Origin of the sequence: Afipia sp. GAS231, assembly GCF_900103365.1 — a bacterium.
In the GTDB taxonomy this organism is placed as follows: Bacteria; Pseudomonadota; Alphaproteobacteria; order Rhizobiales; family Xanthobacteraceae; genus Bradyrhizobium.
Genome location: NZ_LT629703.1, coordinates 4785013 through 4800770, shown reverse-complemented (window position 1 = coordinate 4800770; position 15758 = coordinate 4785013). Strand labels below are relative to the sequence as shown.

Sequence of the window (15758 nt, the reverse complement as noted above, 5' to 3'; positions counted from 1 at the left end):
CCAGATCTTGAACTGCCAAGTCCTGAAACGACCCTGACGATCCGGAGTTGACGATGTACCGCCCCGTGCCGAATCCCGGCATTCTCGATATTGCGCCTTACACGCCCGGCAAGACGCCGGTGCCGGAGCCCGGCCGCAAGGTGTTCAAGCTGTCCGCCAACGAGACCCCGTTTGGGCCGTCGCCGAAGGCGAAGGAAGCTTACAAGCAGGCGGCGGCGGGCCTGGAGGACTATCCGGAAGGAACTTCGCGGGTGCTGCGCGAGGCGATCGGCCGCGCCTTCGGGCTCGATCCCGACCGCATCATCTGCGGCGCCGGCTCGGACGAAATCCTCAACCTGCTGGCGCACACCTATCTCAGCCACGGCGATGAGGCGATCTCCACCGCCCACGGCTTCCTCGTGTACCCGATCGCGACCATGGCGAACGGCGCCACCAACGTCGTTGCGCCCGAGACCGAATTCACCGCCGACGTCGACGCCATCCTCAAGCGTGTCACGCCGAAGACCAAGCTGGTGTGGCTCGCCAACCCGAACAACCCGACCGGGACCTATATTCCGTTCAACGAGGTCAAGCGCTTGCGCGCCGGGCTGCCGCCGCAGGCGCTGCTGGTGCTCGACGCTGCCTATTCCGACTACGTGTCGCGCAACGACTATGAACTCGGCATCGAGCTGGTGGCGACCACCGAAAACACCGTGATGACGCATACGTTTTCCAAGATTCACGGTCTTGCCGCCTTGCGCGTCGGCTGGATGTTCGGCCCGGCCAACATCGTCGACGCCGTCAACCGCATTCGCGGCCCGTTCAACGTCTCGACCCCGGCGATGCTCGCCGCGGTCGCCGCCATCGAAGACACCGCGCATGTCCAGATGTCGAAGGCGTTTACCGAGACGTGGCGCAACTGGCTGACCGAGGAAATCACCAAGCTCGGCCTCAAGGTGACGCCGAGCGTGGCGAACTTCGTGCTGGTCCATTTTCCGCTCGACAAGGGCAAGACCTCCGCCGAGGCCGACGTGTATCTGACCAAACGCGGCCTGGTGCTGCGCGCGCTGAACAATTACGGCCTGCCGCATTCGCTGCGCATGACCATCGGCACCGAAGAGGCCAATCGCCTCGTCGTCGACGGGCTGCGTGACTTCATGGCGGCCAAGTGAGCGCCGCTCCGCTGTTCAACCGCGTCGCGCTGATCGGCTTCGGGCTGATCGGCGGCTCGATCGCGCGCGCCGCGCGGGCCCAGGGCCTGGCTGGCGAAATCGTCACCACGGCACGCTCGGAGAAGACGCGCGCGCGCGTCGCCGAACTCGGCATCGTCGACGCCGTGCTCGCGACCAACGCCGAAGCGGTCAAGGACGCCGACCTCGTCATCCTCTGCATTCCCGTCGGCGCCTGCGGGCCGGTGGCGCAGGAGATCGCGCCGTTCCTGAAAGCCGGCGCCATCGTTTCCGACGTCGGTTCGGTCAAAGGCGCGATCGTGCGTGAGATGTCGCCGTACCTTCCAGCGAGTGTGCATTTCGTACCGGCGCACCCCGTCGCCGGCACCGAGCACTCCGGCCCCGATTCCGGCTTCGCCGAACTGTTCATCAACCGCTGGTGCATTCTCACCCCTCCGGAAGGCACCGACGCTGCCGCCACCGAGCGCCTGCGTGCGTTCTGGGCCGGCATGGGCGCCAGGGTCGAGATCATGACGCCCGACCACCACGACCTGGTGCTGGCGATTACGAGCCACCTGCCGCATCTGATCGCCTACACCATCGTCGGCACCGCCGATGAACTGGCGCAGGTGACGTCGTCCGAAGTGATCAAGTTTTCCGCCGGCGGCTTTCGCGACTTCACCCGCATCGCGGCCTCGGATCCGACGATGTGGCGCGACGTGTTTCTGAACAACAAGGACGCGGTACTCGAAATGCTCGGCACCTTCACCGAGGATCTCTCGAAGCTCACCCGCGCCATCCGCCGCAACGACGGCGAAGCGCTGTTCGAACACTTCACCCGCACCCGCGCCATCCGCCGCGGCATCGTCGAGATCGGCCAGGACTCGGCAGCGCCGGATTTCGGCCGCCCGCATGCGAATCTGGAGAAGAAGGCGGAGTAGGATTACACGTCGCTCCATCAACTCGTCGTCCCGGCCTTGAGCCGGGACCCATAACCACGAATGTTGGTTGTCGGACGCAAGTCGTCGAACATCTCACCAAACAACCCCTGCCGCGGCGTATGGGTCCCGGATCGCGCTTCGCTTGTCCGGGACGACAAGAATTATTCTCGCGGCATGATCTGCCCGAAGTTTTGCAATCGACCTTGCCCTCGATATCAGAGGGCGCAGGGAAGACCGGGTGCGCGCCGCACCCGTGGTCTCATGTGCGATAGTTGCAACAAGATGGTGCACATGAGCATACAGGTTTGGCGGAGGCATCCGGCCTTCCCTGCGCAATGGCTTTACGGCTTATACGAGATCGTCCTGGTGACCCTGCTTTTTGTGACACCATCGCTCTCGGGCAGCGTTGGCTGCCTTCGAACTTGACGCCTGCATCGGGGCGTCGGACCCAAACGATTTCACCGTACACAGCAGCCCGTTCGTCTCGCGTGCTGCCGCGTCCACCGCCCCCTGTCCCTCGTTTGCGACGACGGCCGACGCCCCTCTGGCGGAACAGGATGGCGGGAGTCCTAAATCTGATTTGCCCGACGGCTCAACGGAAATATTTTTAGCCGAAGGGCTGGACAGACTTTTGGTGATTTGCCCGTCGTGCCATTTTGTCGCACGCCTCACGGCTTGCGTCGTTGGCGGAATCAAGCCGTCGAAAGCGTTAGCGCACGTACCCCGAATGCGGATGACGTGCGCGATGCGGCGCTGAAGTCACGGCCCGGCCGGTGTAGGCGGCCATCGCATCCGCCGCCGGGGGCGGCGATCCGGCATGAAGCACGTCGCCGTTCGGATGATAGAACGAGTACAGGCCGGGCTCCCCGATCGCGGCCTGGGCAAAAGCTGACGTTGCCGACGCCGCGGATAGAACCAGCGCAGCGGCCAATATCTTGAAATTATTCATTTGTTCTCTCCATCCATTCGACCCGTTGCACGCAGCGGGTTTTTTGAAACCGTCGTCAGGAGATGTGCGTTGATCGGCCTTCGGCCAGAGCGATTTCAATCACAGTGCCGCGACCGCAGCCTCTCCGGTATTTTTCCGCTATCGCGGAATGACGACGGCAGAAATGTAGGGCGGATTTAGCGCCAGCGTACCGTCATTCTCTTGCCCAGTAACGTAGCATCGGCGGATTACGCCTTCCGCCTTCGCTCGCAGAGCTTCGGCGGACAAGTCGGCTAATCCGCCCTGCACATCACCGCGCAAAAAGTACGGGCTCAGCCCTCACCGACCGAGCCCGCATGAGTTGAAACCGCGGATCTTATTTGACGGACCGGTGCCGCGCCGGCAGCGGATGGCGCATCATCACCGGCCGCGGCGCCATCGCCTGGGCATCGGCAGACGGCCGTGAATAACCAAGACCGAGACTGCTGTTCGGATGATAGAACGCGTACAGTCCCGGCTCGTCGATCACCGGCTGCGCCGATGCCGAAGTTGCGATCAAGGCCGACAGAATGGTAGCCGCAGCAAGAAACTTGAAACTGGTCATCTCTGCTCTCCTCGTTATCGACCCACGGTGATGTCATTGGGTCGTCAGAGAGCAAGACTGCGATAGCTGGCGAGGCATTCCCGCCGCGCCATCACGCTTTGGCGAGCGGCAGTTTACCGGGAGAGGGTGGTTAACTTCGCAGGGTGGGTTAGCGAAGCGTAACCCACCCTCTCGCTGGGGAAAGAGCAGAGGTGGGTTACGCCTTCCGCCTTCGCTCGCAGAGCTTCGGCGGACAAGATCACTGTGCAAAAAGTACGGGCTCAGCCCTCACCGACCGAGCCCGCATGAGTTGAAACCGCGGATCTTATTTGACGGACCGGTGCCGCGCCGGCAGCGGATGGCGCATCATCACCGGTCGCGCCTTCGCCTGGGCATCAAAGGCCGGCCGCGACGATCCTGCATGAAGCACGTCGCCGTTCGGATGATAAAATGCATACATGCCCGGCTCGTCGATTACCGCCTGCGCCGATGCCGAAGACACGACCAGCGCCGACAGAACGGCTGCCGCACCAAGCAATTTGAACGTAGTCATCTCTGCTCTCCTCGTTATCGACCCACGGTGTCATTGGGTCGTCAGAGAGCAAGACTGCGATAGCTGGCGAGGCATTCCCGCCGCGCCATCACGCTTTGGCGAGCGGCAGTTTACCGGGAGAGAGTCGTTAACTTCGTAGGGTGGGTTAGCGAAGCGTAACCCACCTTCTCGCTGGGGAAAGAGCAGAGGTGGGTTACGGCTTCGCCTAACCCACCCTACGCCGCGCTACGATTCCCGGTTATGGATCCCGGCGTTCGCCGGGACGAGTCAAAACAGCGGCGGGAGCTGCGCCACCTTGATCGGGCCGAAGAACACCGCGCCGTCGACGAAGCGCAACGGGAAGGCACGCGCCTTCTTGCCTTCGAGTTCGGCCGCGGTGCCGAACGAGTTGATGCCGGCGGCGACGCCGGCATTGGCGTTCTGCTTGACGACCTTGCCGAGACCCGGGATCGCCTTGTCGAGCGCGCCGAACAGATTGTTGAGGTCCTGGCTCTTCACGCCCGGCGCCACCTTGTCGAGCGTCGCCTGCGGCACGCCCTCCTCCAGCATTTTTTCGATACCGAGCGCCGGAATCACCTTCTCGATGCCGGCAACCGTCATCTGCAATTCGCCCTCGATCCGGCCGCTGGCGTTGAGGCCCAGCGTGCCCGCGGCAACCGCGACCAGGTCGCCCTGCTGGATCCGCGACCGCACGATTTCGACATGGCCGCCGGCGGCCTGAATCTCGCGGAAACGTTCCGGCCACGGCTTGGGCGCAAAATCCTTCAGCCCGCTCAGCTTGGTCTGGACGTCGGCATCGAACGGCTGCGCCAACAGCGGATGCACTTCCTGGATGGTGCCGCCTGAAATCTGCAGCACGGTTTCGATCACCGGATGATCCTGCGGCGAGCCCTCGGCGATGCGGCCGTGCAGCTCGACATGGCCGGCCTTCGCCAGCGGCGTCTGCACCGGGCCGTTGATGCGGTCGATCGCGGGATTGTCGAACACGATGGAGGCACGCTGCGGATTGGTCGGCAGCCCGGTGATGCTGCTGCGGCCGGTGGTCCAGTTCACCTTCATCGACGGCGGCTCGCCGCGGTCGGCAAGCGTCGCCGGCGCCTTGAAGTCGGCAATCAGCAGGTTCGGCTGATAGATCTGCGCGATCACCATGATTTCGCTCAAGCGCGCGGTGAAGGCCGACGGCGCCCCCGCCGTCTGCGACACCAGCGACACGCTGGCATCTTCACAACTCACTTCGAGCCGGAACGGATAGCCGGCCACCGAGCGCTTGCCGCAATCATAGACCCGGCCGGACTTGGCCTCCCTGGCTCGCCAGGCGTCGGCGCGGACGCCGACCTCGGAGGCCGCATAGAACCAGAAGCCGCTCCAGGCGATGGCAGCGACCACCAGCAGAGCGGGCATGATGAAGAGGCGCCAGAGCGGGCGACGGCGCAGTGCGGGGGTCATGTCAGGCATGCGGCGTCCTTTGGCCGGTGATTTTGTCAAATGTAAGCGCTTGGACATCACAACAAAAGGCGCTGAATTCACTTCGCTTCAGCGCTCTGTTCTGATAGCCATTTTCTGTTTGACGCGTTTTCTTTACGCGAACCGGGGTCCACTTCGCTCGAAAACGCTTAGCAAAAATGTCCTCGATTACCTTACACGACTCGGAATTCCCGACAGGCGACCTCTGGGTGTTCGGCTATGGCTCGCTGATCTGGCGGCCGGGCTTCGACTTCGTCGAACGGGTTCCGGCGCGGCTGATCGGCGAGCACCGCGCGCTCTGCGTCTATTCGTTCGTCCACCGTGGCACACCGGAAAAGCCCGGCCTCGTGCTCGGGCTGGATCGCGGCGGCGCCTGCCGCGGCATCGCGTTCCGGGTCGCGGAAAAGAACCGCAGCGCCACCGTCGACTATTTGCGCGAGCGCGAGCAGGTGACCTCGGTCTATCGCGAAGTGAAACGTTCGGTGTGGCTGGAGAACGAGGCGCGGCAGCGCGTCAGCGCGCTGGCCTATGTGGTCGATCGCGGCCATGTGCAATATGCCGGGCGGCTGACGCTGGCCGATCAGTTGCGTCACGTGCTGCAGGGCCACGGCCAGTCCGGCATCAACCGCGACTACGTGCTCGCCACCGTGAAGGCGATCGAAGCGGAAGGCTTTCGCGATCCGCAACTGCATCAGCTCGCGATGATGCTGCACGGCGAGCATGCGGTGCCGGTGCGGGATGGAGACGGCGGACGGTAGACTTCTCCTTCTCCCCGTTCTTACGGGGAGAAGGTCGGGATGAGGGGCTCTCTCCGCGACCGCAATGCTATCGATAGACCTGTACCCCCACCCGGATCGCAAGTGCGATCCGACCTCTCCCCGCAAGCGGGGAGAGGTGAAGAAGAAGTCAATTCGCCTGCGCGGTCGCCGGGCGCTGCGGCAGCGAGCCGGTCGGCTGATCCGACCATTCCGGCACCAGGTCGAAGCCGAGATCGGCCAGCCGCACGCGCACTTCCACGGCGACGTATTTGGCGTATTCCGACAGCAGCAGGCGGAACGTAGCACCGCTGCTCCACCACGGCTCGTCGCGCCATTTGTCGCCGACCACCGCGAACGGAATCAGCGTGATGTCAGGCATCGCATGCGACATTTCGGCGATGGCGCGCGGCATGTGATAGTTCGACGTCACCACGATCAGCGACTTGAAGCCGCGCTCGCGGGCCCAGCGCCGCGTCTCGGCGGCGTTGCTGCGGGTATTGATCGCGGAATAGTCGAGGTCGACGCAGCAGCGGAGCAGCGACTGGTTGTCAGGCAGCGTGCGGGAAATATCGCTGGCGGCACTGGTCGGGTGCACGCCCGAGATCAGCAGACGCTTGCCGTAGCCGCCGGCCAGCAATTCCATCGCATCCGACACCCGCGACGAACCGCCGGTCAGCACCACGATGCCGTCGGCGTTGCGGGCCGGCTGGGTCTCGACGCCGTGCAATTGCGCAAGAAAGGCAACGAACCCCACGACCGCGCCGACAAGGACGCTTGCAAGCGTCACCACGACAGCCCAGCGCAGCCGGCCTCGCGGCGGCGCGGCCGGCGGTTCAGGCGACCTATCGTCGGGTGGCAAGCTCATGTGGTTCTGCTGGTCCTCTCCCCCAGCTCAATTCTATCGGGTTTTCGGGCGAAGTGGAGTCTTGGATCGGATGGGAAGTGTTGGATCAGTCGATATCATCGAGCGTCGCGAACAGCGTGCGCCGCGAGGCCCAGGCGGTGATCGCGGCAATCAGCACGGCCTGCGCCGCCAGCGCCAGATAACCGGACGGGCGCAGCGAAAACGTCCCCAGCAAGGCCGCGAACTGGTCGCCCACAGGCGTGCCGGAAAACCAGCCGGCGATTGATTCGGAGAAGCCGAAGCCCAGCATCGCAGCACCGCCGCCGATCAGGCCGCCTTCAAGCCCGAGCCGGAGAAAATGCCGCAGGAAGCGGTTGGCGATGTAGGTATCGCCGGCGCCGACAAAGTGCAGCACCTCGACGATCGGGCGGTTCGCCGCCATGGCGCCGCGGGTGGCAAACGAAACCGAAATGATGGTCGCGATGATCACCAAAGCGAGAATGCCGATGCCGGCAAACACGGTGGCACCGGTCATCGAGCGCATCCGCTCGATCCAGGCGCGGTGATCGTCGACGCTGGCCGATGGTGCCACCAGCGTCACCCGGCTGCGCAGCGTGGCGAGGTCAAGCGTAGCGCCGGGTTGCACGCGCGCGACGATGACCCGCGGCACCGGCAACTGGTCGATCGACAATCCGCTGCCGAGCCACGGCTCCAGCAGTTTCGCCGACTCGTCCTTGGTGAACGGCTTGACCTGGACGACATAGGGCTGCGTGCGCATCGCCTCGGCCGCTGCCGCCGCATCGCGGTCGAGATCTCGGCCGGCCGAGGGACGCACCTGCACGGTGATTTCGCTGGCGACTTCCGACTGCCACTCGGCCGCCGACGCGCTGACCAACAAGACGGCGCCGGTGGTGATCGAGGCGAGGAAGGTCATGATCGCGACGACCGCGACCAGCGCGCGGCCGGAGATCGAGGCCCGCGGCACGATCGGCGACAAGTTGCGCGCCTGCGCCGCGACCCGCGGGCTGTCATGCCCGAGATCCACCAGCGGGATATGCTCTTCGCCAGGTCTAGCCATGAATACGCCTAGCCATCAATTTGCCCAGCCATTGAGGAGCCTACTCATAGATATGCAGCCGTCCCTGATGCAGCACCAGCCGCCGCGCTTCGTACTGGTCCATCAGCGTGATGTCGTGGGTTGCGATGATCACGGCGGTGCCCGACTTGTTCAGTTCGATGAACAGCCGCAGCAGCCGCCGGCCCAAGGTCGGATCGACGCTGCCGGTCGGCTCGTCGGCGAGCAATAATTGCGGCCGCGAGATCACGGCGCGCGCGATCGCCGCGCGTTGTTTCTCGCCGCCCGACAGGATCGGCGGCAGCGCATCCATGCGCTCGCCGAGGCCGACCCATTTCAGGAGGTCGATGACCTCGCGGCGGTAACTGGATTCGTCGCGGCCCATCACCCGAAACGGCAGTGCCACGTTCTCGTAGGTCGTCATGTGATCGAGCAGGCGAAAATCCTGCAGCACGATGCCGATGCGCTTGCGCAGGTCCGCGATCTGCTCCTTGCCCAGCAGCGAGACGTCGTGGCCGAACAGGTTGACCAGGCCGCGGGTCGGCCGCATCGACAGGAACAACAGCCGCAGCAGCGAGGTCTTGCCGGCGCCCGAGGGGCCGGTGAGGAACTGGAACGAATGCGCCGGGATCAGGAACGACAGGTCGCGCAGAATCTCCGGGCCGAGCCCGTACCGCAAACCGACATTTTCGAACCGAACCAAGCTCAGCTCCGCTCGAGTTGGGACTTGATATAGTCCTTGGCCGGGCTGCGCCCGGCGTGAACCCCGGCTGGAAACCCGGCACTGGCGGCGCCGTCAGCACAAAAGGGTTGTGCGTCCGTTATGGTTTCCGATTCGTTAACGGTCGCTATGTAGCATCCGGGCAAAGACACTGTGGAACGGGCTCCATGCACATCGTTTGCCCCCATTGTACAACATCCTACGCCATCAATCCGAGCACCCTTGGGGCTTCCGGACGCACGGTGCGCTGTTCCCGCTGCAAGGAGACCTGGCTGGCCCGGCCCGAGGACGCGATCGAAATGGCGGCCGCGGTCCCCGCCATGGCCGCCTCGCGCCAAGCGGCCGGAAACGATGCCGCCGCCGAATGGGACGCGATGGCGCGCGAGGAGAGTGGCCAGGACAGCGATCAGGACGCGCCCGAGGTCGACAGTCCGTCGATTTCCGCCGATTGGCCAGCCGAGGGCGAAAGCGCCCCCCAAAGCGGCGATTCCGACTGGCCGACGATCGCCCGGCAGGATGCCGAAGGCCATGAGGACATCCCGATCACCAGCCACCGCGAGCGGCTGGCGAAGCTGTTCAAGCTGCCCAGCCTGCCCCGCATTCCCTTTGCGCCGACGATTGGCCTGCCGACCGCCTGCGCGGCGATGGGCGCGCTGCTGCTGGCGCTGGTGATCTGGCGCGCCGACATCGTCCGCCTGCTGCCGCAGACCGCGACCTTCTACCGGATGGTCGGGCTTGACGTGAACCTGCGCGGACTGGCGTTCAAGGACATCAAGATCACCAACGAGACCGTCGAAGGCAAACCGGTGCTGGTGATCGAAGGCATGATCGTCGGCCAGAGCCAGAAGCCGGTCGAACTGCCGCGGCTGCGCTTCTCCGTCCGCGACGAACAGGGCGCCGAGATCTACGCCTGGAACGCCGTGCTCGAACAGCCGATGCTGAATCCGGGCGAGCGGGCCTATTTCAAGTCGCGGCTGGCCTCGCCGCCGCCCGAAGGCCGCAATATTGATGTACGCTTCTTCAACAAGCGGGATCTCGCCGGCGGCCACGCCTGAGCCTGATCCTGCGCCCCGCTCGCGAACGAGCCGAAAGCAATGCCGCGGATATTGATCGCCGACGACGAGGATTCGATGCGCACGCTGGTCGCGCGCGCCATCGCCATGGACGGCCACGAGACCGTCACCGCCGAGGACGGCGCCGAAGCGCTTGACGTCCTGACCCGCGAAAGCGGCGCGTTCGACCTGCTGCTCACTGACATCCAGATGCCTGTGATGGACGGCATCGCGCTGGCGCTGGCGGCGGCGCGCGATTTTCCGGATTTGAAGATCCTGTTGATGACCGGGTTCGCCGATCAGCGCGAACGCGCCTCCGGCCTCAATGCGATCGTGCACGACGTGGTGACGAAGCCGTTCTCGGTGGCGGATATCCGCACTGCGGTAGCGGACGCGCTGGCGGCGAGGAAGAGGGGGTAGCTTCCCCCTTGTCATCCCCCGCGAAGGCGGGGGATCCAGTACGCCGCAGCCTCTCGATTCTATCGCTGACGTCTTTGGAACACTGGATCACCCGCCTTCGCGGGTGATGACAGTGTCGCGCGGGATCAAGACCCTCAATAATCCTTCAGCAGCCGCTCGATGTAATCGAGTTCGATCTGCGGGCGCGAGGGATCGGCGAGACGGCGGCGCAGTTCTTCCAGAATCCGGCGCACCCGCTGCACGTCGATTTCACCGGGAATCTTCACCGAGAAATCATCCGTGAATTCGTTGTGGCGCATCGGGCGGCCGAGCGGGTCGGTGCCGTTCTGCCCGGCCTGCTGCCGGCCCTTGGCGTTGCCCGGGCCGTCACCGGGCTGGTCGCCGTCGCCCTGCTGCATCGCCTCCGCAAGGCTCTGCGCGCCCTTGCGCAGCGCTTCCAGCGCCTTGCCTTGCGAATCCACCGCGCCGTCGGCATTGCCCTCGCCGAGCCGGCCGCCGGCATCGCCCATCGCGCTATCGGCCTGGTCGAGACCGTCCTCGCCGTCGCCGGGCTCGGCGCCTTGCTGGCCGTCTTGTCCCTGTTGACCCTGTTGACCCTTGTCGCCGCGCTGCCCCGGGCCCATGCCGCGCTTGGCCAGTTCTTCCTGCAGCTTCTTGAGCCGGTCGCGCAGGCCCTGCTGGTCCTGCTGCAGGTCGCTCATGCTCTGGTCGCCCTGCTTGCCGCGCATGCGGTCGCGCCGGGAATCCTGGCCCTGCTTGAAGGTCTTGTCGCGCAACTGCTGCTGCTTGCGGATCATGTCGCCGAGTTCGTTCAGCGCCTGCTCCATGTCGTCGCCGCCGGACTGGCCGGGCTGCGCCATCTGCAGGTTTTCCAGCATCTGCTGCAGTTGTTCGAGGAGTTGCTTGGCCGCATCCTTGTCGCCGGAGCGCGACAACCGCTCCAGCCGGTCCAGCATGCTCTTGAGATCCTGCTGGCTCAGCATCTTGGTGTTGGGATCGAGCGGCCGCGCCAGTTGCTGCGGGTTCTTCTGCATTTGCTCGGCGAGCTGGCGCAGGAAATTATCAAGTGCGGCGCGCAGATTATCCGTGAGTTTCTTGATTTCCTCGTCGCTGGCGCCGCGCTCCAGCGCCTGCTTGAGCGCATCCTGCGCCGCGCGCAGCGCCTTTTCGACGTCGCTGATGTTGCCGTCCTCGATGGTGACCGCGAGCGCCCAGATGCTGGCGACGACATCGCGCAAGGCGGCATCGGTGCGCGCGGCTTCCAGTTGCCGCGCGATGCTGTAGAGGCCGAGGTAGTGGCCGGTTTCCGGCGTGAACAGTTCCGGCGCGATCATCAGCGCATCGAGCGCGGCGTAGACCTGCGAATTCTGGTTGGCATCGAGCGCCAGAATGCGGCGCTGCTCGATCAGCGCGCGCGCCAGCGGCTTGGTGAACAGCCGTTCCGGCAGCCGCATGTTGAAGGGCTCGCTCCTGCCCTCGTTGCCGGCCTCGTCTTTCGCGGTCAGGGTCAGCGTCACATCGGCGCCGGCATAGGGATCTTCGCTGAGATCCTTGACGGTCTGGCCGACGCCGTTGCGGGTGCGCGCGTTCGGCAGCACCAACGGAAACTGCGGCGCCTCGAATAGCGGCCGCGGCTCGGCCGCGTTGGCATCCCTGGGAATCGGCCTGCCGGATTCCGTGGCCTCGGAGCGGCGGGCGGCGAACTGGGCGCGGGCTTCGGTGACGCCGTAATCGTCCTCGAGCTTGTACGACATCTGCAGCGAGCCGCGGGCCTGACGCTCCGGATCCTTGGCGAGCGAGATCGAAGGCGGATGGTCGGGCGTCGCGGTGAATTTCCACTGCGGCTGGCCGGCCGGCGCGCGGACATGCGCGGTGCCGTCGGCGGCGATCTTGAAATGCCGCTCGTTGGTGCCTTGCGGTGCGGCTTCGCTCGGCGCGATTTCGGTGACGCCACCGCCGACCACGACGTCGATGCTGCCGCCGCTGGAGCGCACCAACAGCGCACTGCCTGCCGGAACCGACAGCGGCCCGCCGTCGGGCGCGCCGGCATCGCGGTTGGCGGCGGAAAGAATGATCGGCGGCTTGCCGGTATAGGCCGGCGGCGTCACCCAGGCGTCGACCCGGATATTGGCCGGCGCCAGCACGCCGTTCCAGTCGAACGCCGCGGCCACCCGCATGGTGCGCTCGTCGCCGGCGGCGACATAGGACGCCACCAGCATCACCATGACCAGCGCGCGCAGCGCCCAGGGATCGTGGATCGCCAGCCGCGGCGAAGGCAGTCCGGCGCGGATGCGCTTCAGCGAGGCCAGCGTGCGCTCGCGCTGCGCCTGCCACAGCGCCTGCGCGATCGGATCCTTGGTGGCCAGCGTATCGGTCAGCGCGGTGGCCGGACGGTGCCGGATGCCGGTGCCGCGGTCGAGCCGGCCCAGCGCCTCGGCGCGGGTCGGCCAGCGGAAACGAATCAGCGGATACAGTGCGCCGACGGCCAGCAGGGCGAACAGCGCAATGCCGATGGCGCGCGCCATGAACGGCAGCGCCAGCCACAGTCCGGCCCACGACACCACCAGGAACAGTCCGACCGCGCTCAACAGCCGGGCGAGACCCGGCCAGGCGCGCTCCCATGCGATCGCATAGGTCGCCCGTTGCAGGGCCTGCGTCAGCTGCAGCCGCGCGACAGCATCCGGCTCGCGCGCGGGCTGTGGGAGGTCAGGTGGGCTACCGCTCAATAAACTCTCCGGGTTGCCGGCAAATCAGCCTAGCACGGCGGCGGCAATGAGGCATCCCGCTTCAACGGGGTTCCCACACCCGGAAATACGCATAACACGAAGGCGTGACTGCCGGGCCGTGAGCCCGTAACGTCCGCCGTGACCGTAAAACTACCGGGAGAATCCAGCGAGAGAGCGTGAATCGCTTGGCGCGCTGGCAATGACGAAACAACAAGGAAAAAAACACCATGGAAATCGGATTTATCGGCCTCGGCAAAATGGGTTTCCCGATGGCGCGCCGCCTGATCGAGGCCAAGCATCAGCTCACCGTGTTCGACACCCGCAAGGAAGCGGTCGACAAGCTGGTCGCACTCGGCGCCCAGGCCGCCTCCTCGCCCAAGGATATCGCCGACCGTTGCGAGACCGCGATGGCGAGCCTGCCGTCGCTGCAGGCCTCGCTGGAGGTCGCGACCGGCGCCGGCGGTGTCATCGAAGGCAAGCGCGTCAAGCGCTTCATCGATCTCTCCACCGTCGGCTCGCACATGGCGACGAAGATTCACGGCCTCCTGGCGAAGAAAAAGATTATCCAGCTCGACAGCCCCGTCAGCGGCGGGGTCGGCGGCGCCGAAAAGGGAACGCTGGCAGTGATGGTCTCCGGCCCGCGCGCCGATTTCGAAATTGCAAAACCCGCGCTCGCCGTCATCGGAAAAGTGTTCTTCATCGGCGAAAAGCCCGGCTCGGCGCAGACCATGAAGCTCGCCAACAATTTCCTGTCGGCGACCGCAATGGTGGCGACCTCGGAAGCCGTGGTGATGGGCGTCAAATCCGGGCTTGATCCCGCCGTCATGATCGACGTCATCAACTCCGGTTCGGGGCTGAATACCGCCAGCCGCGACAAGTTTCCGCGCGCGGTGCTGCCGCGAACTTTCGATTTCGGCTTCGCCACCGGCTTGATGGTGAAGGACGTGCGGCTGGCGCTGGAAGAAATGAAATCGCTGGGCCTGTCGATGGAAGTTGCCGAAGCGGTCGGCCGGCTCTGGGAAGTCGTGATCCGTGATCAGGGCCCGGAGTCGGATTTCACCGAAGCGATCAAGCCGATCGAGAAAGCGGCGGGGGTGATCGTGGGTGGCGCGAAGGGTGCTCACGCAGCGAAATGATCTCGTCGTCCCGGCCTTGAGCCGGGACCCATACTCCGCGGCGGGTGTTGTTACGGGCAGTGTCTATTGGCACTGCCCGTACCCGTTAGATCACGCGGTATGGGTCCCTGCGTTCGCAGGGACGACGGCTTAACTCACAGCCACGGCGCGGGCTTGTCCATCGCGATCAGCTCTTCGACTTCCACGCGCGGACGCACGACCGCATACTGATCATCCTTGACCAGCACTTCCGGCACCAGCGCACGGGTGTTGTAAAAGCCGGACTGCACCGCGCCGTAGGCGCCGGCAGTCATGATCGCCACCAGGTCGCCGGCCTTCGGCTCGGGCATATTGCGGTCGAGCGCGAGGTAGTCGCCGGTTTCGCACACCGGACCGACGACATCGGCCGTGATCACGCGCGCGTCTTTGCTGGCCTCGCGGACTGGCAGGATGTCGTGATGCGCTTCATACAGCGTGGGGCGGATCAGATCGTTCATCGCGGCGTCGATGATGACGAAATTCTTGGCCTCGCCCGGCTTTACGTAGATCACGCGCGCAACCAGGATGCCGGCATTGCCGACGATCAACCGGCCCGGCTCGAACATCAGCGTGCAGCCGAGATTGTGCGTCACCCGCTTGACCATCGCGGCATAGGCCGACGGCAGCGGCGGCGCTTCGCGGTCCATGTGATAGGGAATGCCGAGCCCGCCGCCGAAATCGATATGCTCGATGTTGTGGCCGTCGGCGCGCAGCGTCTGCACGAAATCCGAAAGAATCCGGAACGCGGTTTCCATCTTGGACAAATCGGTGATCTGGCTGCCGATGTGCATGTCGGTGCCGGTCACTTCGATGCCCGGCAGCCTGGCCGCACGCGCGTAGACCTCGCGGGCGCGCGCGATCGGGATGCCGAACTTGTTCTCGGACTTGCCGGTGGCGATCTTGGCGTGGGTGCCGGCGTCGACGTCGGGATTGACCCGCACCGAAATCCGCGCGGTCTTGCCGGCCTCGACTGCGAGCTTCGACAGCAGTTCGAGTTCGGGCTCGGACTCGACGTTGATGCAGAGAATATCGTGAGCCAGCGCGGCGCGTAGCTCAAGCTCGGTCTTGCCGACGCCGGAGAACAGGATCTTGCTCGGCGGAATTCCCGCCGCCAGCGCCCGCTTCAGCTCGCCGCCGGAGACCACGTCGGCGCCGGCGCCGAGCTTCGCCAGCGTGCGCAGCACCGACTGGTTGGAATTGGCCTTCATGGCGTAGCAGACCAGCGTCTTCTCGCCGGCAAAGGCCTCGGTGAAAACCCGGTAATGGCGCTCCAGCGTCGCCGTCGAATAGCAATAGAACGGCGTGCCCACGGCGTCCGCGAGCTTGATGAGATCAACCGCCTCGGCGTGCAGCACGCCGTTGCGATAGTCGAAGTGATTCATGGTGAGCTA

15 protein-coding genes are annotated in these 15758 nt (G+C 65.1%); 6 read left to right on the top strand and 9 right to left on the bottom strand.

What is annotated here, in order from left to right; all coding sequences use genetic code 11:
• Nucleotides 1–53: 53 nt before the first annotated feature.
• Both hisC and BLS26_RS22655 read left to right on the top strand, forming a co-directional pair.
• Nucleotides 54–1151, top strand: coding sequence for a histidinol-phosphate transaminase (gene hisC / locus BLS26_RS22660; RefSeq protein WP_092514753.1), 1098 nt, complete (start codon nucleotides 54–56; stop codon nucleotides 1149–1151).
• Nucleotides 1148–2089 (top strand): prephenate/arogenate dehydrogenase family protein, encoded by a 942-nt coding sequence (locus BLS26_RS22655; RefSeq protein WP_092514751.1) that lies wholly within the window; start codon nucleotides 1148–1150, stop codon nucleotides 2087–2089. The genes hisC and BLS26_RS22655 overlap by 4 nt, the downstream gene beginning before the upstream one ends.
• Before the next feature lie 709 nt (nucleotides 2090–2798).
• Here BLS26_RS22655 and BLS26_RS22650 read toward each other — a convergent pair.
• The 4 genes from BLS26_RS22650 to BLS26_RS22635 all read right to left on the bottom strand — a co-directional run bounded on the left by BLS26_RS22650 (nucleotide 2799) and on the right by BLS26_RS22635 (nucleotide 5608).
• Nucleotides 2799–3038 carry a hypothetical protein gene (locus BLS26_RS22650; RefSeq protein ID WP_092514750.1) on the bottom strand — a complete coding sequence of 80 codons (240 nt, stop codon included), beginning with the start codon at nucleotides 3036–3038 and terminating at the stop codon, nucleotides 2799–2801.
• Between the two features lie 355 nt (nucleotides 3039–3393).
• On the bottom strand, nucleotides 3394–3621 hold the full coding sequence (locus tag BLS26_RS22645) for a hypothetical protein (protein WP_092514748.1): 228 nt from the start codon (nucleotides 3619–3621) through the stop codon (nucleotides 3394–3396).
• Nucleotides 3622–3925: 304 nt separating this feature from the next.
• Complete coding sequence (locus tag BLS26_RS22640; RefSeq protein WP_092514746.1) at nucleotides 3926–4153, bottom strand: hypothetical protein; 228 nt, start codon at nucleotides 4151–4153, stop codon at nucleotides 3926–3928.
• A 267-nt stretch (nucleotides 4154–4420) separates the two neighbouring features.
• A complete protein-coding gene (locus BLS26_RS22635) occupies nucleotides 4421–5608 on the bottom strand; it encodes a DUF2125 domain-containing protein (RefSeq protein ID WP_092514745.1) in 1188 nt (395 codons plus the stop codon).
• Between the two features lie 167 nt (nucleotides 5609–5775).
• On the opposite strand from BLS26_RS22635, the gene BLS26_RS22630 reads away from it, so the two are divergent.
• Nucleotides 5776–6375, top strand: coding sequence for a gamma-glutamylcyclotransferase (locus tag BLS26_RS22630; RefSeq protein WP_092514743.1), 600 nt, complete (start codon nucleotides 5776–5778; stop codon nucleotides 6373–6375).
• Nucleotides 6376–6523: 148 nt separating this feature from the next.
• Here the strand turns inward: BLS26_RS22630 and BLS26_RS22625 are convergent, their stop codons facing one another.
• The 3 genes from BLS26_RS22625 to ftsE all read right to left on the bottom strand — a co-directional run bounded on the left by BLS26_RS22625 (nucleotide 6524) and on the right by ftsE (nucleotide 8997).
• Nucleotides 6524–7240, bottom strand: a complete 717-nt coding sequence (locus tag BLS26_RS22625; protein ID WP_092514741.1) for a YdcF family protein — start codon at nucleotides 7238–7240, stop codon at nucleotides 6524–6526.
• An 85-nt stretch (nucleotides 7241–7325) separates the two neighbouring features.
• Complete coding sequence (locus BLS26_RS22620) at nucleotides 7326–8297, bottom strand: ABC transporter permease (RefSeq protein WP_092514740.1); 972 nt, start codon at nucleotides 8295–8297, stop codon at nucleotides 7326–7328.
• Between the two features lie 40 nt (nucleotides 8298–8337).
• On the bottom strand, nucleotides 8338–8997 hold the full coding sequence (gene ftsE / locus BLS26_RS22615) for a cell division ATP-binding protein FtsE (RefSeq protein ID WP_074831559.1): 660 nt from the start codon (nucleotides 8995–8997) through the stop codon (nucleotides 8338–8340).
• 185 nt (nucleotides 8998–9182) lie between these two features.
• Here ftsE and BLS26_RS22610 point away from each other — a divergent pair, with 185 nt between their 5' ends.
• Both BLS26_RS22610 and BLS26_RS22605 read left to right on the top strand, forming a co-directional pair.
• A complete protein-coding gene (locus BLS26_RS22610) occupies nucleotides 9183–10070 on the top strand; it encodes an MJ0042-type zinc finger domain-containing protein (protein ID WP_092514739.1) in 888 nt (295 codons plus the stop codon).
• A gap of 39 nt (nucleotides 10071–10109) precedes the next feature.
• On the top strand, nucleotides 10110–10487 hold the full coding sequence (locus BLS26_RS22605; RefSeq protein WP_092514738.1) for a response regulator: 378 nt from the start codon (nucleotides 10110–10112) through the stop codon (nucleotides 10485–10487).
• Nucleotides 10488–10621: 134 nt separating this feature from the next.
• On the opposite strand, the gene BLS26_RS22600 is transcribed toward BLS26_RS22605, so the two are convergent.
• A complete protein-coding gene (locus tag BLS26_RS22600) occupies nucleotides 10622–13213 on the bottom strand; it encodes a TIGR02302 family protein (RefSeq protein WP_092514737.1) in 2592 nt (863 codons plus the stop codon).
• A 227-nt stretch (nucleotides 13214–13440) separates the two neighbouring features.
• Between BLS26_RS22600 and BLS26_RS22595 the strand changes: the two genes are divergently transcribed.
• Nucleotides 13441–14349, top strand: a complete 909-nt coding sequence (locus BLS26_RS22595; RefSeq protein ID WP_092514736.1) for an NAD(P)-dependent oxidoreductase — start codon at nucleotides 13441–13443, stop codon at nucleotides 14347–14349.
• Between the two features lie 134 nt (nucleotides 14350–14483).
• On the opposite strand, the gene lysA is transcribed toward BLS26_RS22595, so the two are convergent.
• The gene (lysA, locus tag BLS26_RS22590; protein WP_092514735.1) at nucleotides 14484–15749 is read right to left on the bottom strand and encodes a diaminopimelate decarboxylase; all 1266 of its coding nucleotides are present in this window, start codon (nucleotides 15747–15749) and stop codon (nucleotides 14484–14486) included.
• Nucleotides 15750–15758: the final 9 nt, after the last annotated feature.